At 75.2% G+C, this 22,803-nt stretch carries 21 protein-coding genes; 6 read left to right on the top strand and 15 right to left on the bottom strand.

Annotation, left to right across the window (positions count from 1 at the left end; translation table 11 throughout):
• Positions 1 to 269 (bottom strand): cupin domain-containing protein (locus K329_RS0114535; protein ID WP_028473620.1); only part of this gene is annotated, 269 nt, incomplete at its 3' end.
• A 276-nt stretch (positions 270 to 545) separates the two neighbouring features.
• Between K329_RS0114535 and K329_RS0114530 the strand changes: the two genes are divergently transcribed.
• Positions 546 to 1,892 carry an HNH endonuclease signature motif containing protein gene (locus K329_RS0114530; RefSeq protein ID WP_169721594.1) on the top strand — a complete coding sequence of 449 codons (1,347 nt, stop codon included), beginning with the start codon at positions 546 to 548 and terminating at the stop codon, positions 1,890 to 1,892.
• A 65-nt stretch (positions 1,893 to 1,957) separates the two neighbouring features.
• Positions 1,958 to 2,614 carry a hypothetical protein gene (locus K329_RS0114525; protein ID WP_157571741.1) on the top strand — a complete coding sequence of 219 codons (657 nt, stop codon included), beginning with the start codon at positions 1,958 to 1,960 and terminating at the stop codon, positions 2,612 to 2,614.
• Positions 2,615 to 2,696: 82 nt separating this feature from the next.
• Here the strand turns inward: K329_RS0114525 and K329_RS26980 are convergent, their stop codons facing one another.
• Positions 2,697 to 3,374, bottom strand: a complete 678-nt coding sequence (locus K329_RS26980; RefSeq protein ID WP_052336913.1) for a potassium channel family protein — start codon at positions 3,372 to 3,374, stop codon at positions 2,697 to 2,699.
• A gap of 133 nt (positions 3,375 to 3,507) precedes the next feature.
• On the opposite strand from K329_RS26980, the gene K329_RS26975 reads away from it, so the two are divergent.
• Positions 3,508 to 5,718 carry a TerD family protein gene (locus K329_RS26975; RefSeq protein WP_052336912.1) on the top strand — a complete coding sequence of 737 codons (2,211 nt, stop codon included), beginning with the start codon at positions 3,508 to 3,510 and terminating at the stop codon, positions 5,716 to 5,718.
• 2 nt (positions 5,719 to 5,720) lie between these two features.
• Here the strand turns inward: K329_RS26975 and K329_RS0114510 are convergent, their stop codons facing one another.
• The 5 genes from K329_RS0114510 to K329_RS26970 form a co-directional block, all read right to left on the bottom strand.
• A complete protein-coding gene (locus K329_RS0114510; RefSeq protein WP_028473617.1) occupies positions 5,721 to 6,563 on the bottom strand; it encodes an ABC transporter ATP-binding protein in 843 nt (280 codons plus the stop codon).
• Complete coding sequence (locus tag K329_RS0114505; protein ID WP_028473616.1) at positions 6,560 to 7,639, bottom strand: FecCD family ABC transporter permease; 1,080 nt, start codon at positions 7,637 to 7,639, stop codon at positions 6,560 to 6,562. Before K329_RS0114505 ends, K329_RS0114510 begins: the two co-directional genes overlap by 4 nt.
• Positions 7,636 to 8,658 (bottom strand): FecCD family ABC transporter permease, encoded by a 1,023-nt coding sequence (locus tag K329_RS0114500; RefSeq protein WP_245596564.1) that lies wholly within the window; start codon positions 8,656 to 8,658, stop codon positions 7,636 to 7,638. Before K329_RS0114500 ends, K329_RS0114505 begins: the two co-directional genes overlap by 4 nt.
• Entirely contained in the window at positions 8,655 to 9,587 is a 933-nt protein-coding gene (locus K329_RS0114495; RefSeq protein WP_028473614.1) for an ABC transporter substrate-binding protein, read from the bottom strand. The genes K329_RS0114500 and K329_RS0114495 overlap by 4 nt, the downstream gene beginning before the upstream one ends.
• 75 nt (positions 9,588 to 9,662) lie before the next feature.
• Positions 9,663 to 10,544, bottom strand: coding sequence for a siderophore-interacting protein (locus tag K329_RS26970; RefSeq protein ID WP_043643622.1), 882 nt, complete (start codon positions 10,542 to 10,544; stop codon positions 9,663 to 9,665).
• Positions 10,545 to 10,641: 97 nt separating this feature from the next.
• On the opposite strand from K329_RS26970, the gene K329_RS26965 reads away from it, so the two are divergent.
• Together K329_RS26965 and K329_RS26960 are read left to right on the top strand one after the other, a co-directional pair.
• Positions 10,642 to 11,115 carry a PGPGW domain-containing protein gene (locus K329_RS26965; protein WP_052336911.1) on the top strand — a complete coding sequence of 158 codons (474 nt, stop codon included), beginning with the start codon at positions 10,642 to 10,644 and terminating at the stop codon, positions 11,113 to 11,115.
• 125 nt (positions 11,116 to 11,240) lie between these two features.
• Positions 11,241 to 13,535, top strand: a complete 2,295-nt coding sequence (locus K329_RS26960) for a SpoIIE family protein phosphatase (protein ID WP_052336910.1) — start codon at positions 11,241 to 11,243, stop codon at positions 13,533 to 13,535.
• 217 nt (positions 13,536 to 13,752) lie between these two features.
• Here K329_RS26960 and K329_RS31285 read toward each other — a convergent pair whose 3' ends face one another.
• The 8 genes from K329_RS31285 to K329_RS0114440 all read right to left on the bottom strand — a co-directional run bounded on the left by K329_RS31285 (position 13,753) and on the right by K329_RS0114440 (position 21,843).
• Positions 13,753 to 14,451 (bottom strand): glycosyltransferase family 2 protein, encoded by a 699-nt coding sequence (locus K329_RS31285; RefSeq protein ID WP_043643620.1) that lies wholly within the window; start codon positions 14,449 to 14,451, stop codon positions 13,753 to 13,755.
• Complete coding sequence (locus tag K329_RS26950) at positions 14,448 to 15,803, bottom strand: bifunctional PIG-L family deacetylase/class I SAM-dependent methyltransferase (protein WP_043643618.1); 1,356 nt, start codon at positions 15,801 to 15,803, stop codon at positions 14,448 to 14,450. The genes K329_RS31285 and K329_RS26950 overlap by 4 nt, the downstream gene beginning before the upstream one ends.
• A complete protein-coding gene (locus tag K329_RS26945; RefSeq protein ID WP_052336909.1) occupies positions 15,800 to 16,873 on the bottom strand; it encodes an acyl-CoA dehydrogenase family protein in 1,074 nt (357 codons plus the stop codon). Before K329_RS26945 ends, K329_RS26950 begins: the two co-directional genes overlap by 4 nt.
• A gap of 53 nt (positions 16,874 to 16,926) precedes the next feature.
• On the bottom strand, positions 16,927 to 17,517 hold the full coding sequence (locus K329_RS0114460; RefSeq protein ID WP_028473613.1) for a hypothetical protein: 591 nt from the start codon (positions 17,515 to 17,517) through the stop codon (positions 16,927 to 16,929).
• A gap of 35 nt (positions 17,518 to 17,552) precedes the next feature.
• Positions 17,553 to 18,413: an SDR family oxidoreductase gene (locus tag K329_RS0114455; RefSeq protein WP_028473612.1), complete on the bottom strand. Its 861-nt coding sequence runs from the start codon at positions 18,411 to 18,413 to the stop codon at positions 17,553 to 17,555.
• A gap of 132 nt (positions 18,414 to 18,545) precedes the next feature.
• On the bottom strand, positions 18,546 to 20,315 hold the full coding sequence (locus K329_RS29660) for a SpoIIE family protein phosphatase (protein ID WP_052336908.1): 1,770 nt from the start codon (positions 20,313 to 20,315) through the stop codon (positions 18,546 to 18,548).
• Between the two features lie 56 nt (positions 20,316 to 20,371).
• Positions 20,372 to 21,166 carry an SDR family NAD(P)-dependent oxidoreductase gene (locus K329_RS0114445; protein WP_028473611.1) on the bottom strand — a complete coding sequence of 265 codons (795 nt, stop codon included), beginning with the start codon at positions 21,164 to 21,166 and terminating at the stop codon, positions 20,372 to 20,374.
• Positions 21,167 to 21,240: 74 nt separating this feature from the next.
• Entirely contained in the window at positions 21,241 to 21,843 is a 603-nt protein-coding gene (locus K329_RS0114440) for a helix-turn-helix domain-containing protein (protein WP_028473610.1), read from the bottom strand.
• Positions 21,844 to 22,075: 232 nt separating this feature from the next.
• Here K329_RS0114440 and K329_RS0114435 point away from each other — a divergent pair, with 232 nt between their 5' ends.
• Entirely contained in the window at positions 22,076 to 22,717 is a 642-nt protein-coding gene (locus tag K329_RS0114435) for an SAM-dependent methyltransferase (protein ID WP_028473609.1), read from the top strand.
• The last annotated feature ends 86 nt before the right edge of the window (positions 22,718 to 22,803 follow it).

Here is a 22,803-nt window from a genome sequence, read left to right as displayed (position 1 = left end):
CGCTCGTCGAGGTGGCCGGGGGCGAACTCGTTGACGCGGATCTTCGTGCCCAGCTTCGGCGGCGGCACGGTGAGGTCGCGCTCGGTGGGGTCGATCGCCTCCCGTGCCGTGACGAGCGCGGGCGCCCCCTCGGTGTTCCAGACCTCGTGGAAGGCGACGCCGTCCGTGGGCAGCTCGCGGCTGACCGGCACCGGCCCGTCGTGGACGACCACCGAGACGCCGTCGGGGGTGTGGCCGGTGACGACGCGACGGGGAGCGGTGAAGGTCATGGGGGGAGTCCAGCAGCGCGCGGGGCGGCGCGGCAACGGGTGGGGGTATCGGGGGCGGGGATGGCTGGCATGGGGCCGGGAGGTCGAGGGCGGGGGCCTGCCGGTGACGGAGGGGCTGAGCGCTTCTCAGGGTGGAGGAGCGAGCGTCTCGAGACCACGCCTCTCGGTGGTGGAGGAGCGAGCGCAGCGAGTGTCTCGACACCACGCCTCGGAGTTGTCCCCAGGGGGTCGCTTTCGGGGCCGGCGTTGTCGGTGGTGACCCCTAGCGTGGGTGTCATGACGGGGGTCAGGGCGGGAGCGCAGAGCGGTGCGGTGGGTGTGCATCCGTGGGTCGCGTGCGTCGCCGAGCTGACGGGGTCGTTGGACCGGTTGGCCGGGTCGGGGGTCGATCCGGACTGGCTGGACGTGCCCACGAAGGCGGCGTTGCTGGTGGAGCTGGCGCGCGTCGGTGAGCGGGTCGCTTCTCTGCGGTTGCAGGTCCTGGCCGGGGCCTCGGACGTGGCGGCCGCGGACGGGGCACGCTCGGCCGGGGCGTGGCTGGCGCACGCGACCCGGCAGGACCCAGGGCGGTTGCGGTTCGAGGAACGCCTGGCCTCCCGGCTCGAGTCGTACGGCGCGACGCGGGCGGCTCTGGGGGCGGGTGAGGTGTCGGTCGGCCACGCGGCGGCAGTGCTCGATGCGTTGGAGGAGCTGCCCGCGGATCTCGACCCGGATGCGGTGGCCCGCGCGGAGGTGCACCTGCTGGGCGAGTGTGTGTCCTTCACCCCGAGGCAGGTACGACGCCTCGGGCGCCACCTCCTGCGCGTGGTCGCCCCCGAACGCGCCGACGCCCACGAGGAGGCGGTGCTGAACGCGGAGGAGGCCCGAGCCCGGGTCCGGACCCGGTTGACGTTGTCGCCGCAGGGGGACGGGACGACGAGGATCACGGGGTTGATCCCGGACCTGTCGGCGGCGGTGCTGTCGCGGGCGTTGGAGGCGTACACGAACCCACGCCGTGATCACCACGGCGCCGGTACGACGGGCGCCGCAGCCGGCGCGGGCGACGTAGACGGTGCGGGCCCGGCACACGTCGAGGCCGGCGTCGTCGGGGCCGCGGGTGACGGGCGGCGGATCCCGGCCGAGGTGCGGCGGGGGCAGGCGTTCTGCGCCCTGGTCGAGCACCTCCCGGTGGACGGTCTGCCCAGCCAGGGCGGGTCACCGGTCGCGGTGGTGGCCACGGTCGAGCTCGACAAGCTCACCGAGGCCCTGGGTGCGGTCACCCTCGACACCGGCGGGGAGATCTCCGCCGCCCAGGCCCGACGCCTCGCGTGCCAGCACGCACTCATCCCCGCCGTGATGGGCGGGGCGTCGGTCCCGCTCGACCTCGGCCGCTCCGCCCGACTCTTCAGCCACCACCAAGCCCGCGCCCACACCATCACCCACCGCCAGTGCCAGACCGACGGATGCGACATCCCCGCCGCATGGTGCGAACGCCACCACCGCACCCCCTGGAACACCGGCGGACCCACCGACCTCGCCAACCTCGTCCTGCTCTGCGCCCATCACCACCACCGCGCCCACGACCCGACCTACACGACCACCTGGTCCGAAGCCGGCGCCGTCACCTTCCACCGCCGGACGTAGGTCGGCGAGGCGCGAGGCGTGAAAGAAGAAGGACGCGGCGCCGCAGCGGGCAGACTGACCGGGTGATGCGAGAAGTCGATGCCACCGCCGAGGCCACGCATCCGACGGTGCGGCTGCGGGCGCGCCCGGGACTCCGGTCGCCGTCCGGGGACCCCGGGACAGGAGACGGGGTCGTCCGCGGGGTGCCGTCGCGCCGCGACCAGGCCGCTGATCGACGACGTCTCGAGGTCGACGTCGACCTGGCTCGGCTGCCGTGCGGTGTCTGCGACACCTGGCTGCCGGCGGCGTACGAGCTCGGTGGCAGCCGGTACGGGCAGGTGGGTGGTCTTCTGTGCCCGTGCGGGGCGCGCCTGGCGTGCGTGGACAACGACTACATGCGTGACGAGCTGACCGTCCACGCCCAGAGGGCCGGCGGCCCGCCCACTGTCCGGCGCCTCGACTTCAGGTCGCTGTTCCGGCTCGAGGCCGACGACCTCCGGCGGGTCGCCGACGTCACCGGGTACGACCTCCACGAGCGTCACGGGGACGGTCGGGTCTCGCTCCTCACCGTGGTGGACGAGCTGTCGGCCGCGTTGGCGGTGTCGGGCTCGCAGCCTGCGTCGGAGACCGTGGCTGGGGCCGGTGTCGGGACCGGTGTCGGTGCTCAGGGGCTCCCTGAGGTGGTCCGCCGGTGGCACGAGCTGCTGCGCGTCGCCCGGGTCACCCCCGCAGACCCGCGTTGATCCCGGCGGGTCTGGGCCGCCCCCGGCAGACCTGACCCGCAGAGCAGTTGCACCTCACCAGGCAGGCAGGACCAGCCGGACGTCACCCGACGGCCTCTTCGCCGGCGCGGTCGCGTTCCTGCTGGACGTGGGAGACGAGCCAGGTGGCGAGAGCGGCGGTCACGACGCCGACGGCACCGATCCCGACGATCATCAGGATGACTGCGACGAGGCGACCCTCGAAGGTGACGGGGAAGCGGTCGCCGTAGCCGACGGTCGTGACGGTGGTCGTCGCCCACCACAGGGCGTCGCCGAACGTCGTGATGTTGGCGTCGCGAGCGTCCTGCTCCGCGTCGAGCACCGCGATCGCGCCGAGGAACATCGCCAGGACCGCGGTGCCGAGCACGTAGGTCGTCGCGCGCCCGACCAGGCCGCCGGCGGCCGTGCGCTGCAGCACCCGCATGAAGGCGAGCAACCGGAGGAGGCGAAGAGGTCGGAGCATCGGGAGCACGATGAGTGCGACGTCGTACCAGTGGGCGGCGGCGTACCGACGACGGTCCTCCGCGAGGTGCAGCCGCACGGCGAAGTCGAGGGCGAACGCGACCCAGACGGTCCAGGAGACGGTGACGAGGGTGGTGCGCAGGTCCGGCTCGAGCCGCGGGTCGAGCACGGGCCAGGCGTAGGCGACGAGGAAGGCGACGGCGAGCGCGATGAGAGGCAGCTCGGTACGGCGCTCCCAGGCCTCGACGCGCGAGACCTGGGTGGGTGGGGGAGGAGGCACGGACGGACGCTATCGGCGGTGGAGCGTCGTGTGCGCGGAACCGATGAAGGTCGCGAGCACCCTCGGGTGCCGGACGGAGACGGGTTCTCGCGAACCGGCCACGCCCGTGCGGCGTGCGTGTGATCCTCGCGAGATGGACGCACACGGGGGAGCACGGGAGCTGCGCAAGGGCGCGAACGTCGCACTGGGGGAGCTGGGGGCCGAGCTCGGCGGGCTGACGGTCTTCCTCGACAGTCGCGGACGGGACGGTGAGCCGATCGACGCCGACGTGAGCGTCCTGCTGCTCGAGGCCACCGGCAAGGTGCGGTCCGGCGCGGACTTCGTGTTCTACAACCAGCCGATCGCGCTCAACGGTGCGGTGCACCTGCGCGACAAGGTGCGGCCGGAGCCCGGGACGGAGGACGCCGAGCTCGGCTGGTCGTCCGACGTCATCACGCTCGAGCTCGACGACGTGCCCGAGGAGATCGAGCGGATCGTCGTCTCCGCGAGCCTCGACCCCTCCACCGACCTCACCTTCGGGGACGCAGCGATCCGGCTCCGGCTCCAGCGCACCGCCGACGCCATCGACCTGCTCGTCTACGACATCGACGACGCGACCGATGAGCTCGCCCTCGTGTTCGGCGAGATCTACCGGCGCAACGGGGAGTGGAAGATCCGGGCGGTCGGGCGGGGGTACGCCGAGGGGCTCACCGCTCTGGTCGTCGAGCACGGCATCGAGGTCGACAACGAGCCCGAGGACTCGGACGACGCCGGGGACGCCGGGGACGCCGTGGACGCTGTGGATGCGGTGGACGACGCCGGTCACGTCGAGCTCCTCGACGGTCCGCTCGGATCCACCGCCGAGACGCAGTCCGCGCCGGAGAGCGACGCGTCGAACGACCGTCCGGATGCTGCAGCCGAGGCCGCCGCACCCACCGCCGACGCCCCGGCCGCCGTACCCACCGCGGACGCCCCGGCCGCCTTACCCACCGCGGACGCCCCAGACACTTCGGACGCCACGCCGCCCGAGGCCCCGGCGGGGCCGAAGCGCTCGGTCTCGGTACGGCGCCCGACGCGCGCGCCGCGGCTGCCCGCCGACTGGAACGCCTCCATCCCGGCCGACGACGGCAACGACTGGCAGCCGGCGCGGCTCTTCCCGGTCGCGGGGATCGGCAGCGGCGAGGAGCAGGAGCGCCGGGCGACGTCGGCGCTGCTGGCGGTGATGAGCACGGTCCGGGAGTTCGGCCACGCGCTCGCGGGCCGGTGCGGCGCACCGCGGGGGACGCTGACGACGTACATCGAGGTGCCGTTCGGCCAGGACGAGGAGGCCTACCGCCCCGACGGCGTGGTCCAGGTGACGCGGGGCCAGACGCAGTGGACCGCCCTCGTCGAGGTGAAGACCTCCACCGGCAAGCTGAACACCGAGCAGATCGACCGGTACGTCGAGATCGCACGGTCGCGGGGGTACGACGCGGTCGTCACGATCAGCAACGAGCTGGCCGGGGGCGACGCCGAGCACCCGGTGGCGATCGACCGGCGCAAGCTCCGGAAGGTCTCGCTGCACCACCTCTCGTGGGACCAGATCCGGGCCGAGGCGATCCTCACCGCGCGCCACCGCGGGGTCGCCGACGCGACGCAGGGCAAGGTGCTCGAGGAGTTCATCCGCTACATGAACCACGCCCGGTCCGGGATGGGCGGGATGGGCGACATGGGGCCCAGCTGGGTGAAGGTGCGCGACGCCGTGAAGGCGAAGACCGCGCGCTCCTCCGACAAGGCGACCGGCGAGGTGAGCGCCCGGTTCGACGAGCTGGTGCAGCACCTGGGTCACCACATGTCGGGGCTGCTCGGCGTGGAGGTCCGGGCGCTGCCCGCACGGGAGACCCCGGACCACGCCAGCCGCAGCCAGCAGCTCGCGGACTCCGGCCTGCTGTTCGGCCGCATCAAGGTGCCCGGCGCCGTGGACGTGGTCGTCGTCGGGGCCGACCTGCGGACCGACCGTGCGACCGCAGCGATCACGATCCCCGCGCCGCGCGGCGACACCCGGCCCGCGACCCGCATCCAGTGGCTGCTGCGTCAGCTGCCGGAGGAGGCGAAGGGATCGATCCGGATCGAGGCCCACCTCGCCGGGCCCCGCTCGACCTCCACGGCGGCGCTGCTCGACAAGGCCCGCCAGGACCCCGCGTGCCTGCTGCCCGACGACCAGCGGGAGATCAAGTCGTTCACGGTGTCGCTGGAGGTGCCGCTCGGGAGCAAGCGCGCCGCCGGCACGGGCACGCTCATCGGCTCGGTGAAGAGCGTGACGACGACGTTCTACGCCGACGTCGTGCAGCACCTCCGCCCCTGGACGCCGCCCAAGCGCTCCTGATCTCAGGACACCGGGACACCGCTCCGCGTGTCCGCCGGCACGACCATCGGCGCCCCGGTCAGGGGGTCGGGCAGGACGGTGGCGTCGAGCGCGAACACCTCCCGCATGAGGGGGGCGGTGATGGTGTCCCGGGGCGACCCCGTGGCGACGACGGCGCCGTCGCGCAGGGCGACGACGTGGTCGGCGTACCGAGCGGCGAGGTTGAGGTCGTGGAGCACGGCGACGACGGTGCGACCGCGGGCGACGAGCCGGTGCAGCACGTTGAGCACCTCGATCTGGTGGGGCAGGTCGAGGAAGGTGGTGGGCTCGTCGAGCAGCACGAGCGGCGTGTCCTGCGCGAGGGTCATGGCGATCCAGACGCGCTGGCGCTGCCCGCCCGAGAGCTCGTCGATGCGGCGGTTGGCGAGGTCGGCGACCTGCGTCTCCTCCAGGGCGTCGGCGACGGCCCGGCGGTCGGACTCGGAGTGGCGACGCAGCACCCGCTGGTGCGCGAACCGGCCGCGCTGCACGAGCTCCTGGACCGTGATGCCCTCCGGCGCGCTCATCGTCTGCGGCAGCAGGGCGAGCCGGCGGGCGCGCTCCTTCGCCGACAGCGACAGCAGGGGCGCGCCGTCCAGGAGCACCCGCCCCTGGGCGGGCGCGAGCAGGCCCGCGAGCGCCCGCAGCAGGGTCGACTTGCCGCACGCGTTCGGGCCGAGGATCACGGTGAACCGGTCGTCGGGCACGGCGACGCTCAGGTCCTCGGCGACGGTCCGGTCGTCGTACCGCAGCGTCAGGCCCTCGGCGGCGAGGCGGGTCGCGGGCACGGCGGGCGGCCTCGTGGGGGCGGGGCGGTCCAGGGTCATCGATCGGTCCGCATCTCTCGTCGGAGCAGCCAGGTCAGGTAGGCGCCGCCGATCACGACCGTGACGACGCCGACGGGAACGGTGAGCGGCACGACGTGCTGGGCGACGAGGTCGGCCGCCAGCAGCAGCACCGCGCCGACGGCGAGGGTCGCGCCGAGCGGGATGCCGGAGGACCCCACGATCCGCCGGGCGATCTGCGGCGCCGCGAGCGCGACGAACGCGATCGGACCGGCCACGGTCGTCACGGCACTGACCAGGGCGACCGCGAGCAGCAGGAGCAGCAGCCGGTGGCGGTCGAGCGCGACCCCGGTCGCGCGGGCGAGGTCGTCGCCCAGCTCGATCTGGCGCAGCGTCGCGGCGCCGGTGGGCAGCACCAGGAGCAGGAGCACCACGACCGCGGCCGTCGGCCAGACCGCCCCCGCCGTCGCGTTGTTGAGCGTGCCGGCGCCCCACGCCGAGGCGAACAGCGCGGTCTCGACGTCGAGGCGCAGCAGGATCCACGAGTTCGTCGCCGCCAGGAAGGCCGAGACCCCGATGCCGACGACGATGAAGCGGAAGTCGCGCAGGCCGTCCCGCAGCGCGAGCACGTAGATCGCGGCGGCGGTGAGCAGCCCGCCCGCCAGCGCCGCGGCCATGACCCCGGCCCACGACCCGCCGAGCACCACCAGGCCGAGCAGCATCCCGGTGAACGAGCCGTTGGCGAGGCCCATGACGTCCGGGCTCGCCAGCGGGTTGCGCGTGACGGTCTGGAAGATCGCGCCCGAGGCCGCCAGCGACGCGCCGAACACCAGGGCCGCGACCACGCGCGGCAGGTGCCACTCCACCACCACGGTGTAGGCGATCGGCTCCACCACCGCGAACGGCGGACCGACGAGCGCACCCATCACCTCGCCCGGCGTCAGCGGGAAGTCGCCCGCCCACAGCCCGACGAACCCGAGCACGAGGGCGACCAGCCCGAGGGCGACGCAGACCCGCACCTCGCGACGGTCCAGGCCGACGTGCGCGCGCTCGCCCCCGACGACCCGCACCCGGCTCCGGCTCGACTCACGCACCCGGCCCGGGTCGACCCCGCTCACAGCCCCGTCGCCCTCGAACGGCGCGCGAGCGCGACGAGCACGGGGGCGCCGATGAACGCCGTGACGATCCCGGCGGGCATCTCGCCCGGGAGCACGGCGACGCGGCCGACGACGTCCGCCACCAGCACGAGCACGACGCCCGCCACGGCCGAGACGGCGAGGATGCGGCGCTGGTCGACGCCCACGCACCAGCGCACGACGTGGGGCACGACGAGCCCGACGAAGACGACGGGGCCGGCCACGGCGGCCGCCGCGGCGGCGAGGAGGGTGATGGCGGCGAGGGCGGCCGCGTCCGAGCGGCGCAGGTCCACGCCCTGCGCCTGGGCCAGGTCGCGGCCGAGCGCCACCGCGTTGAGCGAGGGCGCCGCGACCACCGCGGCGACCACGCCCGCCAGCAGGACGGGCAGCACGGCGAGCGTCACGTCGTACCCCCGGTCGATGAGGCTCCCGGCGTGCCACGTGAGCATCCGCTCGAACGCGTCGGGGTCGCTCAACGAGATGCCCGTGGTGAGCCCCGCCAGCACGGCGCCGACCGCGACGCCCGTCAGCACCAGCCGGGTGGGCGGGGTGCGCGGGTCGGTGGGGCGGCCGAGCGCCACGACGACCAGGCTCGCGAGGAGGGCGCCGCCGACGGCCCACCCGACGTACCCGGCGGGCTGCGTGACGCCGACGTACGCGACGGCCACGGCGACGGCGAACGAGGCCCCCGCGCTCACGCCGAACAGCCCGGGGTCGGCGAACGGGTTGCGCGTGTAGGCCTGCATCAGGGCACCCGACACCCCGAGCGCCAGCCCGACCACGATCCCGGCGACGGTGCGCGGCAGGCGCTGGTGCTCGACGACGTACGACGCGGTCGCGTCCCCGCCGCCCGTGAGCGCGGCCCAGATCTCGCCGGGCGGCAGCAGGTTCGAGCCGACGAGGAGCGACAGGGCGACCGCCGCCGGCAGCGACGCCGCCAGCAGCACCACGGGCAGGCGACGGCGGCGCGCCCCGACCGGCGTCGCCGTGCGGGAGGTCACGAGCCCGAGAGGATCCGCTCGAGGTCGTCGAGGACGGCCTGCCCGCCGAGCGGTCCGACGCCCGTGATCCAGAAGGACTGGTCGACCAGGTGCAGGTCGGGGAACGCGTCGGCGTTGGCGGAGAGCGCGGTCGGGATCGTCGAGGGGTCGTCGACGTCCGTCGTCGTCACGAGCACGAGGTCGGCCTGCGCCTCGAGCACGCGCTCGGGGGAGAGATCGACGGAGATCTCGTCGGCCCACTCCGCACGCTCGGGCGTGGTGAACCCGGCGCACTCGAGCGTGCTCCCGGCGAAGGAGGTCGGGCCGTAGAGCGTGATCAGCCCGTCGCGCGGGCGCACGAGCTGCGCCGAGCCGCCCGCGGTGTCGTGCTCCTCGGCGATCTCGTCGCAGCGGTCCTGGTAGGCGTCGAGCAGCTCGTCGGCGCCGTCCGTGTCGCCCAGGGCCTCGGCGGTGAAGCGCACGTTGTCCTGCCAGGGGTCGGCCTGCGAGTCCATGAAGACGGTCGGGGCGACGTCGGCGAGCTGGTCGTAGAGCGCGGAGTGACGGCTCTCGGTGCCGAGGATGAGGTCGGGGCGCAGGGCCGCGATGCGGTCGACGTCGGGCTCCGTCACGGTACCGACCATCTCGATGTCGGCGGCCTCGTCACCGAGGTACGCCGGCACGCCGGCCGCCTCATTCAGCACCGCGGTGCCGACCGGCGTCACGCCGAGCGCGACGGCGGTGTCGAGCTGCACGGGCTCCAGCACCACCACGCGCTGCGGGTCGGCCGGCACGGCGCTCTCGCCGCGCGCGTGCGTCACGTCGCGGGTGTCGTCGGCGTCGGTCGAGGCGCTGTCGGCCGGGTTGCCGCAGCCGGTGAGGGCGAGGCAGGTGACGGCACCGGCCGCCACGACGGACCAACGGGACGAGCGGGTACGGCGGGGGCGCATGCGGGGGCCTTTCGGTACGGCGACGAGAGCGACCGAGAAGTTAGCATCCCCTAAGTTAGGCCTGCCTCACCGGGTTCACCCCTCGGGGTGACGGGCCGCTCCCGACCGGTCGATCCAGTAGCCCTGGGTGTGCACCTGCGTCCCCGCGAGCCCGGCGCCCAGCAGGCAGCGGCGGACCTCCGCCACCCGGGCGCTCTCGGTGGCGCACCAGGCGTAGAACCCCGCGCCCGCGGCCGCCGCGCCGGCGCCGTACCGCTCGGCCCACTCCCGCACCGCCGCCAGCAGCACGACCCCGCCCGGCCGCCCGCCGCGCTGCAGCACCCGCACCTCGACCCCCGGACTCGCCCCCGGACCCGCCCCGACGAACGGCACCACGTCGGCCGGGTCGCCGCACTCCAGCAGCACCGTGGCGCGCACGTCCCGGCCGAGGCTCGCGAGGATCCCCGCCACGGCCGGGAACGCCGTCTCGTCCGCGCCCACCAGCACCCGGGTCGCCAGGCCGGGGGCCCACTGCACGCCGTACGACGCGGGGGCCCGCGCCGCCGCGGGGGCCGAGACGAGCAGCGGGTCGCCCGCGCGGGCCCGCGCCGCCCAGCGGCTGGCCGGGCCGGCGGGGTCGTGGAGGAAGAAGTCGAGGTCGAGCGTGCGCTGCTCCGGGACGATCCGCGGCGCGGTGTAGCTGCGCATCACGGGACGCTTCTGCGCCGGCAGCCCCCGCCAGGCCGCGCGCCAGGCGGCCTCGGACGATCCGTCCGAGAGCGACGCGGGATACCCGTCCGGCCCGGGCAGCAGGATCTTCACGCGGAGGTCGCGCCCGAGGTCGGCGAGCAGGCCCACACCGGGTCCGGTCAGGCCCACGCGGACGAAGCCGGGGGAGAGGCGCTCCCGGCGCACGACGGTGGTCGCGACCAGCCGGTTCGGCGAGTCCGCGAAGCGGGCGACGACGTCCGGAGGCATGCCCCGTTGCTACCAGCACGGCCCGCCACGCCGACCGCTGGGTGAGCGTCGCCGTACGTTCATCCCCTCGTCGCGCGGGTGCGTCACCCTCGCTCACGTGCCCAGGCTCGCTGCGATCGTCGTCGGCTGGGTGCTGCTGCTCGCCGGCATCGTGCTCTTCCCGCTGCCCGGGCCGGGCCTGCTCCTCGGCGTCGCCGGACTCGGCATCCTGGCGCGCTACCAGCGCTGGGCCGCCCGCCGGGTCGACCGGTGGCGGGTGCGGGTCGAGCTGAGCACGGCCCGCAGCGTGCGCACCCACCCGCGGGCCTGGGCGTCGATCGGCGTGACCGCGCTGCTCGCGGCGTCGGGCGTGCTGTGGCTGTGGGCGCCGGAGCAGCCGTCGTGGTGGTCGCTCCCGACCTGGACCTGGCTGCCCGGGGGACTCACCGCCGGGCTCAGCCAGATCCTCTCCGGGCTCGTCAGCCTCGCGCTGGTGGTGCACAGCTACCGCCGCTACCACGGCGCTCCGGACGAGCTGGCCCGGCTCGAGGCCGCCGTCGACCGCACGGCGTCGGCTCGCCCGGTGGGGTGAGTAAAGGACGTTCCCCCACGCGGCCCGTGTCGCGACACCTAGGGTCGAGGGCCGTACGCGTCCGCCCGGACGCGCTGCGGGGTGCCCGCGGGCGCTGCGCGGGCCAGAGATCGAGAGGGACGTCGATGCACACCGGTGTGCCCCGTCCGGTCGCCTTCCCCATGGGCGTCGCCCACACCCCGGCGTACCCCGAGGCCGACCTCACCAACTGCGACCGCGAGCCGATCCACGTGCCCGGCGCGATCCAGCCCCACGGCGTCCTGCTCGCGCTGAGCCGCGACCTGCGCGAGGTCGTCGTGGCCTCCACCAACACCGCCGGCTGCCTGGGCACCCCCGTCGGCGGCATCCTCGGCTGCGCCCCGGCCGACCTGCTGGGCGCCGAGATCGCCGCCACCGTCGCGAACCGCGTGGCGGCCGGCCTGCCGAACGAGCCCCTCGTCGTGCGCATGCCGCCCACCGCCGCCGGCACGCTGGCCGGCGTCGAGGTGGACGTGCACCTCTTCGTCTCCGGCGAGCGCCTCGTCGTCGAGCTGGAGCCGGTCGTGGGGGCGGGCACGGTGCCGCTCACGTACGGCTCGGCCCGCGGCGCGATGTCGCGCCTCGCCAGCGCCACCTCCATCGTCGATCTCTCCGCCGTGCTGGCGAAGGAGGTCCGTGCGCTCCTCGGCTTCGACCGCGTCATGGTCTACCGCTTCGACCCCCAGTGGAACGGCGAGGTGGTCGCCGAGGAGAAGCGCGAGGACCTCAACTCGTTCATGGGCCTGCACTACCCGGCCACCGACATCCCCGCCCAGGCGCGCCGCCTCTACACGGTGAACTGGACGCGCCTCATCACCGACATCGCCTACACCCCGGTGGCGCTCGACCCGGTGATCGACCCGCTCACCGACGAGCCGCTCGACCTCTCGCACTCCCGGCTGCGCAGCGTCTCGCCGATCCACGTCGAGTATCTCGGCCACATGGGCGTCTCCGCCTCGATGTCGATCTCGCTGGTGGTCGACGACGAGCTGTGGGGCCTCATCGCCTGCCACCACTACTCCGGCTCGCACCGCCCGGCGCAGGACGCCCGGTCCGCCTCCGCGTTTCTCGCCCAGGTCGCCTCGCAGCTCATCTCCGAGCGCGAGCGGTCCGACGGTCGCGAGGCCGCCCTCCAGGCGCGCACGATGCTGTCGGGCATCTTCACCCGCATCACGGCCAGCCTGGAGAACCCGCTCGTCACGCTGATCGAGGACCCCGAGATGCTCAGCCTCATGGGGGCCACCGGAGCCGCGCTGGCCTACGACGAGCTGCTGCTCACCGCAGGCGCCGTGCCGTCCGAGGCCGACCTGCGGGCGATCTCGCGCGCGCTGGCCGACAAGGACAGCTACGCCACCTACACCGACGACCTCTCCGGCCTCGACCCCGAGCTCGGGCGCGACGACCTCGTCCGTACGGCGGCCGGCGCCCTGCGCATCGGCTCCGAGGAGGGTCGCTGGCTGCTGTGGCTGCGCCCGGAGCAGGAGCAGACGGTCGACTGGGGCGGCGACCCGACCAACAAGCGCGTGGCCGCCGCCGAGGGCCCGGAGGTGCGGCTCAGCCCCCGGCGCTCCTTCGCGAAGTGGCGCGAGACCGTGCACGGCCGCTCGCTGCCGTGGGAGTCGTGGCGCACCGAGGCCGCCGACGCCCTCGGCGTGCACCTCACCGGCCTGCTGCTCTCCCGTTCGCGCGAGCACATCCTCGTCGCCGAGGCCGTGCAGGCGAGCGTCGTGCTCGGCCAGGTGCCGCAGTTCGACAACCTCCAGGTCGCCGCCAGCTACCTGCCCGCCGCGACGCTGCAGATGGGCGGCGACTGGTGGGACGCCTTCGAGGTCGAGACCGGGCGCGTCGCCCTCGTGCTCGGCGACGTCGCCGGCCACGGCGTCGAGGCCGCCTCGGCGATGGTGCAGGTGCGCACCGCGCTCCGCGCCTACCTCTGCACGGGGGCCGGTCCCGGCGCCGCCCTCGACCGCCTCGACCTCTTCATGACCCGGCTGCTGGGCGAGCACGTCGCCACGGCGGTGGTCGCCCTGGTCGACCTGGCCACCGGCGCCGTCGAGCTCTCCGCCGCCGGCCACCTGCCGCCGATGGTGGTCGGGCCCGACGGCACCCACGACCTCGACGTCGACGCACGGCCGCTCCTCGGGGTCGGTCTCGGCCACGGCGCGGCGCCGGTCGCCCGTTTCACCCTCGAGCCGGGCCACACGCTCATGGTCTACACCGACGGGCTCGTGGAGCGCCGCGGCGTCGACATGGACGCCCGCACCGACATCGTGCGGGGGCTCGCGTCGTACGACCCCCAGCGCCCGCTCGACGCGTGGATCGACGGCGTGCTCACCATCCGCGACGGCACGGAGGACGACGACACGACCGTCCTCGCGGTCCGTCGTCCGCTCGGTTCCTGACGCACCGGGCCGGCCCACCCCGGCGGGTGTGATGTGCCACCGGCAGCGATGACACCGTGGAGGTGTTCTCGGCGTATTCACCACGACCGAGTGGTGTCTCCACCCGCACGGGGTGATCGGGGACGACCGTGGCCCGGCGCGGCGATGCCGGGCCACGGCCCCCGCCCCCGTCGGGCGGATCCGTGCCGACCGTGACCTGCAGCGGGGCGCAGCCGGGCTAGCCGACGAGGTCGGTCTCGAGCGTCGCGAGGTAGCCCGCGAGACCTCCGGGCGTGCGGCCGGTGCGCCGGGCCGACGTCGTCACCGCCGACCGCGACCGGGTCACCCGCCCGCCCAGCGCCGCCACGGCCTCCACCAGCCGGACGTCCTCGTGCTCGTGGTGCGCGCCGAAGCCGCCCGCCGCGTCGTACGACGTCAGCCGCACCCCGAGGTTGGCCCCGAAGACGTGCTGCTCGGGCCGGGTGTGCCGGTCGGTCCAGGCGGCGACCAGCACCGGGTCGGCCTCGGCGGGGTCGAGCCGCACGGGTCCGAGCACGAGGTCCGCCCCGGCCGCGGCGGCGTCCAGCTGCTCGACCAGCCACCCCTCGGGCACGGTCGAGTCGGCGTCGGTGTTGGCCACCCAGCAGCGGGCGGGACGCGTGATCGGACCGGCGACGGTGCGGGCGTGCGCGATGCCGGCCCGCCGGGCGGCGCCCACGCTGCCCGCGTCGGTGGGCAGGGCGTCGACGTCGTGCCCGGCCACCACCTCGGCGCTGCGGTCGGAGCAGCGGTCGAGCACCACCGTCGTGCGCACCCGCAGCCCCGGCGCGCACGACGTGGCCGCGGCCGTCGCGCGGGCGAGAGCGTCCAGGCAGGCGGCGAGACGGTCGCCCTCCTGGTGGGCCGGCACGACGACCAGGACGTGGGTCGGCCTCACTCGCCCGGCCGGGGCAGGGCGTCGGCGGGACCCAGCAGCAGCAGCTCGACGTCGCGGTCGACGTACGCGGCGAGCGTGTGCCGGCCCCGAGCGGCGGCGTGGTCGCGGAAGGCGGCGTGCACGTCGGCGCCGTCGAGCGGCCAGCCGACGACCGGGTGGCGCCAGTGGCAGAGCACGACCACGGCGTCCGGGGTCGTCGCGTCGCCGACGACGTCGACGAGCCGCTCGAGGCCCGCCCGGGAGAGGAAGTAGCCGACCTCGGAGACGACCACGAGGTCGTACGACGCCCCCGGCTGCGGCGTCGCGACGTCGCCGAGGCGGAGCTCGACGCCGGGGACGTCGCCGAGGCGTCCGCGGGCCGCCTCGAGGGCCGCGGCGCTGGCGTCGGTGGCGACGACGTGGTCGCAGCGGGTGGCGAGCGCCTGCGTCAGGGCGCCGGTCGAGCAGCCCGCCTCCCACGCTCGGGCGAAGCGGCGGGCGGGCAGCAGCGCGAGGAGCAGCGCGCGCTTGCGCTCCTCGTACCAGCGGCGGTCGACGCCCCAGGGGTCCGTCTCCGCGCGGTGCAGGTCGTCGAGCGCGTCGTCGGCCGTCGGCAGCTCGAGGAAGGTCTCGTCGCCGGCGTCGAAGTGGGCGAGGAAGCCGGGGAGCAGGAGGGTCTCGTCACCCGCGGCCGGCGACAGCGGGGCGACCTGGGTGCGGTGGGCCGCGAGCGCCTCCCGCTTGCGGGCCGTGACGTCCGGCGTCAGCTCGAGGCGCCGGGCCCGCGGCCACGGCAGGTCGCCCGCGTCGCGCCAGTGCCACGACCACACGGGGTGCTCCAGCAGCCGCGCCCCCGTGCGGTGCGCGGCGACGGCGGCGGCCCGACCGGCGGCGTCGTGGTCGGGGTGGCCGTCGTCGCGCCACGGCGCGACGAGCAGGGTGCGCCGGCCGTCGCCGATCCGGGAGACCAGCACGTCCACGAGCCCGTCCTCCTCGTCGGCGAGCCGGCCGTCGACCAGGCCGAGGAAGGTCGGCGTCGCACCGGGGGCGAGCAGGTGCAGCGCCACCTCGCTCTCCACGCGGCGGAGCGCGGCGAGACGGGAGGGCGGGTGCGTGGGGGAGCGCGGGTGGCTGTGCTCGCCCTGGGTCGCGACGATCACGTCGACGGCCAGCCCGCGGGCCGCGGCCACGTGCACGAGCCCGCCGGCGCCGAGGCACTCGTCGTCCGGGTGGGCCGCCAGCACGACCAGCCGGTCGCACGGCGTGCCGTCGCGGTCGACGAGCTCGAGGGGCGCGACGGCCGACCACGACGTCGTACGACGCCAGGCCGCCGCCGGGGTGCCGGTCTCGTCGTGGGTGAAGGCGCGCGTCACGGCGCTCCGTCGCCAGTTCCCGGGGTGCCCGTGCTGCTCGCGGCCGCCGTCGTGAGCAGCCGGCCGAGGGCCGCGGCGTCGCGCTCGGCGTGGTGCTGGCGGAGGTAGGTGCGGAGGTCGGCGACGCGGGCCGCGTGGCGCTCCTCGGCGACGAGGGGCTGCGGTCCGAGGGCGTGCTCGACGCGGGTGAGCACCCGCTCGCAGCAGTCGGCGACGACGAGGCGGGCCCGTCCGGCCACGAGCACCCCGGCCGGGCCGCCCGCGATGCCGCGGTCGATCGCGTCGGCAGCGTCCGCGAGCACGGTGCGGGCCGCGTGCAGGTCCGCCTCGACGGCTCCCCGGTGCATCAGCAGCACCTGGTCGGGCTCGCGCCCCCCGGGCTGCGCGAGCCGGCGCGACAGCGCCACCGCGGCGCCGTACCAGACCGCGGCCACGCCCGCGCCGCCGTGCGCGAAGCCGTCCCGCTCGAGGTACCAGCCGGGCGCGCCGACCGGGTAGGCCACCGCGGCGTCGCAGCGCAGGCCGGTGCTGCGCACGTCGGCGAGGCCGCGCGAGACCCACGGCGCCTCGTCGGTCACGACCGACGACTGGCGCAGGTCGACCTGGAAGAGCCCGCGGGTCTCGCCGGCCCAGGCCGTCACGAGGGCGTGGGTGACGTGGTCGGCGAGCGAGCACCACGCCTTGTCGCCGGTGAGCGACCAGTGGTCGCCCGTCGGGGTCGCGTCCAGCCGGGCCCCGGGCGCCTCGGCGGCGTACACGCCCCAGGTCGCGCCGGCGACGGCCTGCTGGTCGGCCTCCGCCAGCACCGCGAGCGCGTCGGTGTGGGGCTCGACGGTGCGAGCCAGCTGCAGCCCGTGCGCGCCGAGGCTCGCGAGGGCCTCCCAGCGCAGGGCGGTGCGACCCGCTCCCGGCAGCGGGAAGCCGGCGCCGTGGCGGTGCGCGAACGCGACGTGGGCCTCCAGGTCGCGGTCGTCGGCGGGGGCGTCGGCGAGGAGCCGGTCGAGGTACGCCGTGTCGTCGTCCCCGACGGTGTCGGCGGGGCGCAGCAGGACGGGCGCGGTGGGCTCCATGTGCTCATCAGAGCGGGTGGGGCCCGTGGGCGCGCCACCCGGTGAGGTGAGCGTCATCGCGTGCCCCTCCGCACGAGCGCCGACGCGAGGCGCACGACGTCGTCGTCGGCCACCGTGGCGCCGAGCCGGGCGGCGTCCTCCGGGAGCCCGAGCCGCCCGGCCGTCGCGAGGGCCCGGTCGTCGAAGAACGGGCGCACCGCGGGCCAGACCGCCTGGACCTCGCGGCAGAAGATGCGGGCACCGGTCGGGCCGACGCGGGGGAAGTCCTGCAACCGCGTCACCAGCTCGGGCACCTCGTCGGCCGTCGACGGCCGGAGCCGGCGCAGGTCGCCGCCGTGCTCCTCGAGCAGCAGCGTCGCCGACTCCGCGAGCACCGTGGCCGTGCGCTCGTCGTACCGGCGGTAGCCGCCCCGGCCGAGGGCGTCGACCCGTTGCCGCGACGTCGAGTCGAGCAGTCGCTGCGGCGTCCGCCACCCGGCTGCGAACAGCTCGTGGGCCGCGGCGGCCGCGACGTCGGCCGCGATGCGCGTCGAGGCCAGGGTCGTGAGCACCAGCAGCTGGAAGAGCGACGCCGGCTCGTCGCGCAGGGTGATGCCCGCCTGCTCGGCGTACGTCCGCCCCTCCTCGGCCACCAGGTCCCGCACGAGCCCCGCGGGGTCGGCGACACCGCCCCCGGCGCTCAGAAGACCGGCTTCCCGCCGGTGACGCCGAGCACGGTGCCGGAGACGTAGCTCGCGGAGGCCTCGTCGGCGAGGAACACGAACGCGGGCGCGACCTCGGCGGGCTGGCCCGCACGCTTCATCGGCGTCTCGAGACCGAACTCCGCGATCTTCTGCTCCGGCTGCGTGGCCGGCTGCAGGGGCGTCCAGATCGGGCCCGGGGCCACGGCGTTGACGCGGATGCCGTCACCGCCGAGCTCGGCGGCGAGGTTGACGGTGGCGTTGTTGATCGCCGCCTTCGTGGCGGCGTAGTCGAGCAGGTTGGTCGCTGGCTGGTAGGCCTGGATCGAGGAGTTGTTGATGATGTTGCCGCGGGTCTCGCGCAGGTGCGGGGCCGCGGCGCGCACGAGCCAGAAGAGGGCGTAGACGTTGGTGCGGAACGTGCGGTCGATGCGCTCCTCGTCGAGGTCGTCGAGACCGGCGCCGCGGGCCATCTGGTAGCCGGCGTTGTTGACGAGCACGTCGAGGCGGCCCAGCTGGGCGACCGTGCTGTCGACGACCCGCCCGCAGGTCGCGGCGTCGCGGAGGTCGGCCTCCAGCACCAGGGCGCGGCGGCCGGCGTCGTGCACGAGGCGCGCGGTCTCGGCCGCGTCCTCCCGCTCCTCGGGCAGGTGCGTGATCGCGACGTCGGCGCCCTCGCGGGCGTACGCGATCGCGACCGCCCGACCGATGCCGGAGTCACCACCGGTGACGAGGGCGACCTTGTCGAGCAGCCGGTCGTGGCCGACGTAGCTCGTCTCGCCGTGGTCGGGCACGGGGTCCATGGCGGTGGTGGTGCCGGGGGGCTCCTGCTGCTGGCGGGGGAACTGCTGGTCGCTCACGATCGCTCTCCTCTCGCGGTACGACGGCCGGGGCCGGGCACCGGTGGGCGTGCTGGCGGACGGCTGGTACCCGCCTCGCACGCCGGTGACCCGGCGGCCGAGAGGGGTCGAGCGCCGGTCCGCCGGAGCGGATCAGGAGCCGGTCAGCGGCTCCACGCGCAGCACGAGCAGCGCGGTGTCGTCGTCGTGCCCGGGACCGATCTCGCCGAGCAGCCGGTCGCAGACCTCGTCGGGCGAGGAGCCGTGGGCGCCCGCGAGGCTCTCGGCGAGCTGCCGCGTGCTGACGTCGAGCGGCACGCCGCGGCGCTCCACGAGGCCGTCGGTGTAGAGCACGATCGTGTCGCCCGGGTCGAGCTGGGTTTGCATCTCGGTGCGGGAGGTGGCGGGGTCGACCCCGAGGAGGAGGTCGCCGCCGCACTCAAGCACCGTCACGGTGCCGTCGGCGTCGACGCGCAATGGCGGAGGGTGGCCGGCCCGCGACCAGCGCAGGACACCGGCGTGCCCGTCGAGGTCGAGACGGGCGAACAGCGCGGTCGCCGTGGGGGAGTCCGGCACGTGGGCCACGGCCTCGTCGACGAGCTCGAGCACCCGGGCGGGGGAGTTGTCGGTGCCGCGGGCGATGGCGGTCGCGATGCCCCGGGTCAGGCTGCGCACCTGGGCCATCGCCACGGCGGCGGCGCGGTCGTGGCCGGCGATGTCGCCGATGCTCACGGCCAGCGACCCGTCGGACTGCACGAACGCGTCGTACCAGTCGCCGCCGATGCGGGCCTGGTCGGCGGCGGGGAGGTAGCGCGCGCAGACGGCGACGCCCGGCACGCTCGCCGGCGCCACGAGCGCGCTGAGCTGCAGCGCCAGGGACATCTCGCGCTCGGTGTTCGCCACCTTGCGCTCGATCTCGAGGAAGCGGATGCGGTGCAGCGCCTGCGTGAGCGCGTTCGCGACGAGGCGGAGGAAGAAGCGGAACTCGTCGTCGAGCGCCAGTCGGCTGCTGACCGCGCACACCAGCTGCGGCGCGGGGTGCTCCGTCACGACGTCGGAGGCGAGCGTCTGCCACACCAGCCGGCCGTCGGTGGTCTCCTCGACGTAGAGGTCGGAGGGCATCCGGTCCATCACGTCCGGGGGCGCGATCGCCCGGTGCCGATGGGCCGGCTCCTGCTCAGCGGCGAGGGCACGCGCGGCCTCCAGCGCGATCGGGTTGGCGGCCAGTGCCTCGGCGAGCTCGGGGTCGGAGGGTCCCGGGTCGGAGGAGGTGGAGAGGGTGGGGGGCGTCGGTCGTGCGGGCGAGCCCATCTCCTCCGGCAGGTGGATCTCGACCCCGGTGAGGTCCACGCCGTCCTGGCGGAGCACCTCGAGCGCCAGCTTGCGCCACTCGCTCACGGTCTCGGCGTTGCCGAGGGTGTCGGAGAGCCGGGCCAGGGTGCCCAGCCGGCGTCGTACGACGACGTCGCTGCTCGTGTCGTGGACGATGCCGAGCACGCCGACGACGTCGCCGGCGGAGTCGACGACGGGGGAGTACGACGACGTCAGGTGACGCTCCTCGAGGAAGCCGTGGCGGTCGATCGCGACGAGCTCGTCCTCGACCCAGGTGGCCCCGCCGGGCCGGGAGGCGCGCTCGACCTGGCCGGCCATCTGCCGCCACGCCTCGGCGTACGCCGTCTCCGCGGACGCCCCCAGCGCGGCCGGGTGCTTGGTGCCGATCATGTCGACGTAGGCCTCGTTGTAGAGCAGCGACCGGTCGGGGCCCCACATCAGGACGGCGGCGAACCGGCTCTCCAGCACGAGGTCGAGGGCCGTGCGCAGCGTCGAGGTCCAGGTGTCGCGCGGACCGAGCGGGGTGGCCGCCCAGTCGACCTGGTCGTACGACGCGGAGAACGCGTCGCCGGGGCCCGAGAGGTCGTCCACCCGACCACCCTAGGCAGAAGGGGGCGCGGGCGCCTCACCCCGAGAGAGTGGACCTGTCACGGCAGGATCGCGTCGACGTACCCGCCGTCGGCCCGGAGCGCTCCACCCGTGGTCGCCGACGCGAGGTCGGAGGCGAGGTAGACGACCATGTGCGCGATCTCCTCGGGCTCGAGCAGGCGCTGCACGAGGGAGGCGGGCCGGTGCTCGCGCATGAACTGGCGCTGGCGGTCCTCCCACGGACCGTCGGTGCCGACCATCTCGGCGACGAAGTCCTCCACGCCCGGGGTGTGGGTCGGGCCGGCGATCACGGTGTTGACCGTCACCCCGCTGCCGGCGACGGCCTTGGCGAAGCCGCGGGTGACGCCGAGCAGCGCCGTCTTCGTGACGCCGTAGTGGATCATCTCGGCCGGGATCGCCACGGCCGAGTCGCTCGCGATGGTGATGGCCCGGCCCCAGCCGCGCTCGCGCATGCCGGGCAGGTGGGCCCGCAGCATCCGCACCGCCGACATCACGTTGACCTGGAAGTACTGCTCCCAGGTCGCGTCGTCGACCTCGAACGGGTCGAGCTGGCCGAAGATGCCGAGGTTGTTGACGAGCACGTCGACCTCGGGCAGCTGGCGCACGGCGTCGTCCGCCCCGGCCCCGGTGCCCAGGTCGGCGGCCAGCTGCAGCACCTCGGCGCCCGGCACCGCCGCCCGCAGCGTCGCGGCCGCCTCCTCGAGCGCCTCGGGCCGCCGCCCGTTGAGCGCGACGCGGGCGCCCGCGCGGGCCAGGCCGGTGGCGATCGCGAGCCCGATGCCCTGGCTCGATCCGGTGACGAGGGCCGTTCGGCCCGAGAGGTCCAGCTGCACGGTGTGCCTCCTGCTGCGGTGGGTGTCCGCCCATCCTGCACCCGGCCGCCGACAGGACGAGGGGCCGCTCGGTGTCAGCCTCCCCGGACGTGCACCCGCTCGCCCTCCGGGCTGAACAGCGTCAGCACCTCGGTCGGCTCCGGGCCGGCGCTCGCGAGCACGTGGGGCGTCCGGGTGTCGAACTCGGCGGCCTCGCCGGGCCCGAGCTCGGTGACGGTGCTGCCGAGGTGCAGGTGCAGGCGCCCGCTCAGCACGTAGAGCCACTCGTAGCCCTCGTGGGTGCGGGCCTCGCGTCGTACGACGTCGCCCGCGGGCCCGGCCGCGGGTGCGGGGCGTCCCGGCAGCAGCAGCTTGAACGCCTGCACGCCGCCCGGGCGACGCGACAGCGGGAGGTAGACCATGCCGTCCCGGCGCACCGGCCTCGGGTGGATGCGCGGGTCGCCGCTCGGGGGCGCCCCGACGAGGTCGTCCAGCGGTACGCGGTAGGTGCGGGCGAGCGGCAGCAGCAGGTCCAGCGACGCCCGGCGCAGCCCGGACTCCAGACGGGACAGCGTGCTCACGCCGATCCCGGTCTCCTCCGCGACCTCGGTGAGCGTGAACCCCCGTCGGTGTCGCAGGTCCCGCAGGCGCGACGGGACCGCCGCGAGCGTGGCCTCGACGTCGTCCGTCACCGGCATGCCTCCTTCTTCGCCACGTGCCGAGCTGTCGCGTCTGCACGACGTACGGATGCCGAGTTGTCGGGTCTGCGCCGACCTCCGCGTGCAGACGCGACAGCTCGGCGTGATCCGAGCGTGCAGACGCGACAACTCGGCGTGAACCGAGCGTGCAGACGCGACAACTCGGCGCAGGTCTTGCGGTTTCGGCAAGTCTCCTCACGATGCTAGCCCCGATGCGCCCACACTTGACGCCATGAGCACACTCGACGGCCCGAGCGCCGCGTTCTGGGACGACCGCTACCGCACCGCCGACCCCGGCTGGGGCACGCAGCCGAACGCTGTGCTCCGCCGGCTGCTCGACGACCTCGCGCCGACCCCCGGCGACGCGCTCGACCTCGGCGCCGGCCACGGGGGCGACGCGCTCTGGCTGGCCGCGGCGGGCTGGCGGGTGCGCGCGGTCGACGTCGCCCGCACCGCCCTCGACCGCATCGACGCCGCGGCGGCCGAGCGCGGTCTCGCCGACCGGGTCGCCACCGAGGCCCACGACCTGACCGCGACCTTCCCGGACGGCACGTTCGACCTCGTGACGGCGTCCTACTTCCAGACACCGGTGAAGATCGACCGCGACGCGATCCTGCGGCGCGCCACCGACGCCGTACGACGCGGAGGGCTGCTCGTGGTCGTCGACCACGGGTCCTTCGCGCCGTGGTCGTGGCGGCCCGACGACCACCCGGGGTTCCCGACGCCCGACGAGCTGGCCACGTCGATCGGGGTCGACGGGGCGGGGGCGTGGGAGCTCCTGGTGTGCGCGGCGCCCGAGCGCGAGGCCACCGGACCGGACGGCGAGCAGGCGATGGTGGCCGACACGGTCGTGGTGGCCCGCCGTACGGCCTGAAGTCACGGATCGCGGTAGGTGGTACCCGTCGGACGGGTGCCACCTACCGCGATCGGTGTGACGCGGAGGAGCAGGAGGAGCGGAGC

It is taken from the genome of Nocardioides alkalitolerans DSM 16699 (genome assembly GCF_000426525.1).
Classification (GTDB): Bacteria; Actinomycetota; Actinomycetes; order Propionibacteriales; family Nocardioidaceae; genus Nocardioides; species Nocardioides alkalitolerans.
The sequence above is the reverse complement of the archived record's forward strand: the minus strand, read 5'-3'. Positions and strand labels throughout refer to the sequence as shown.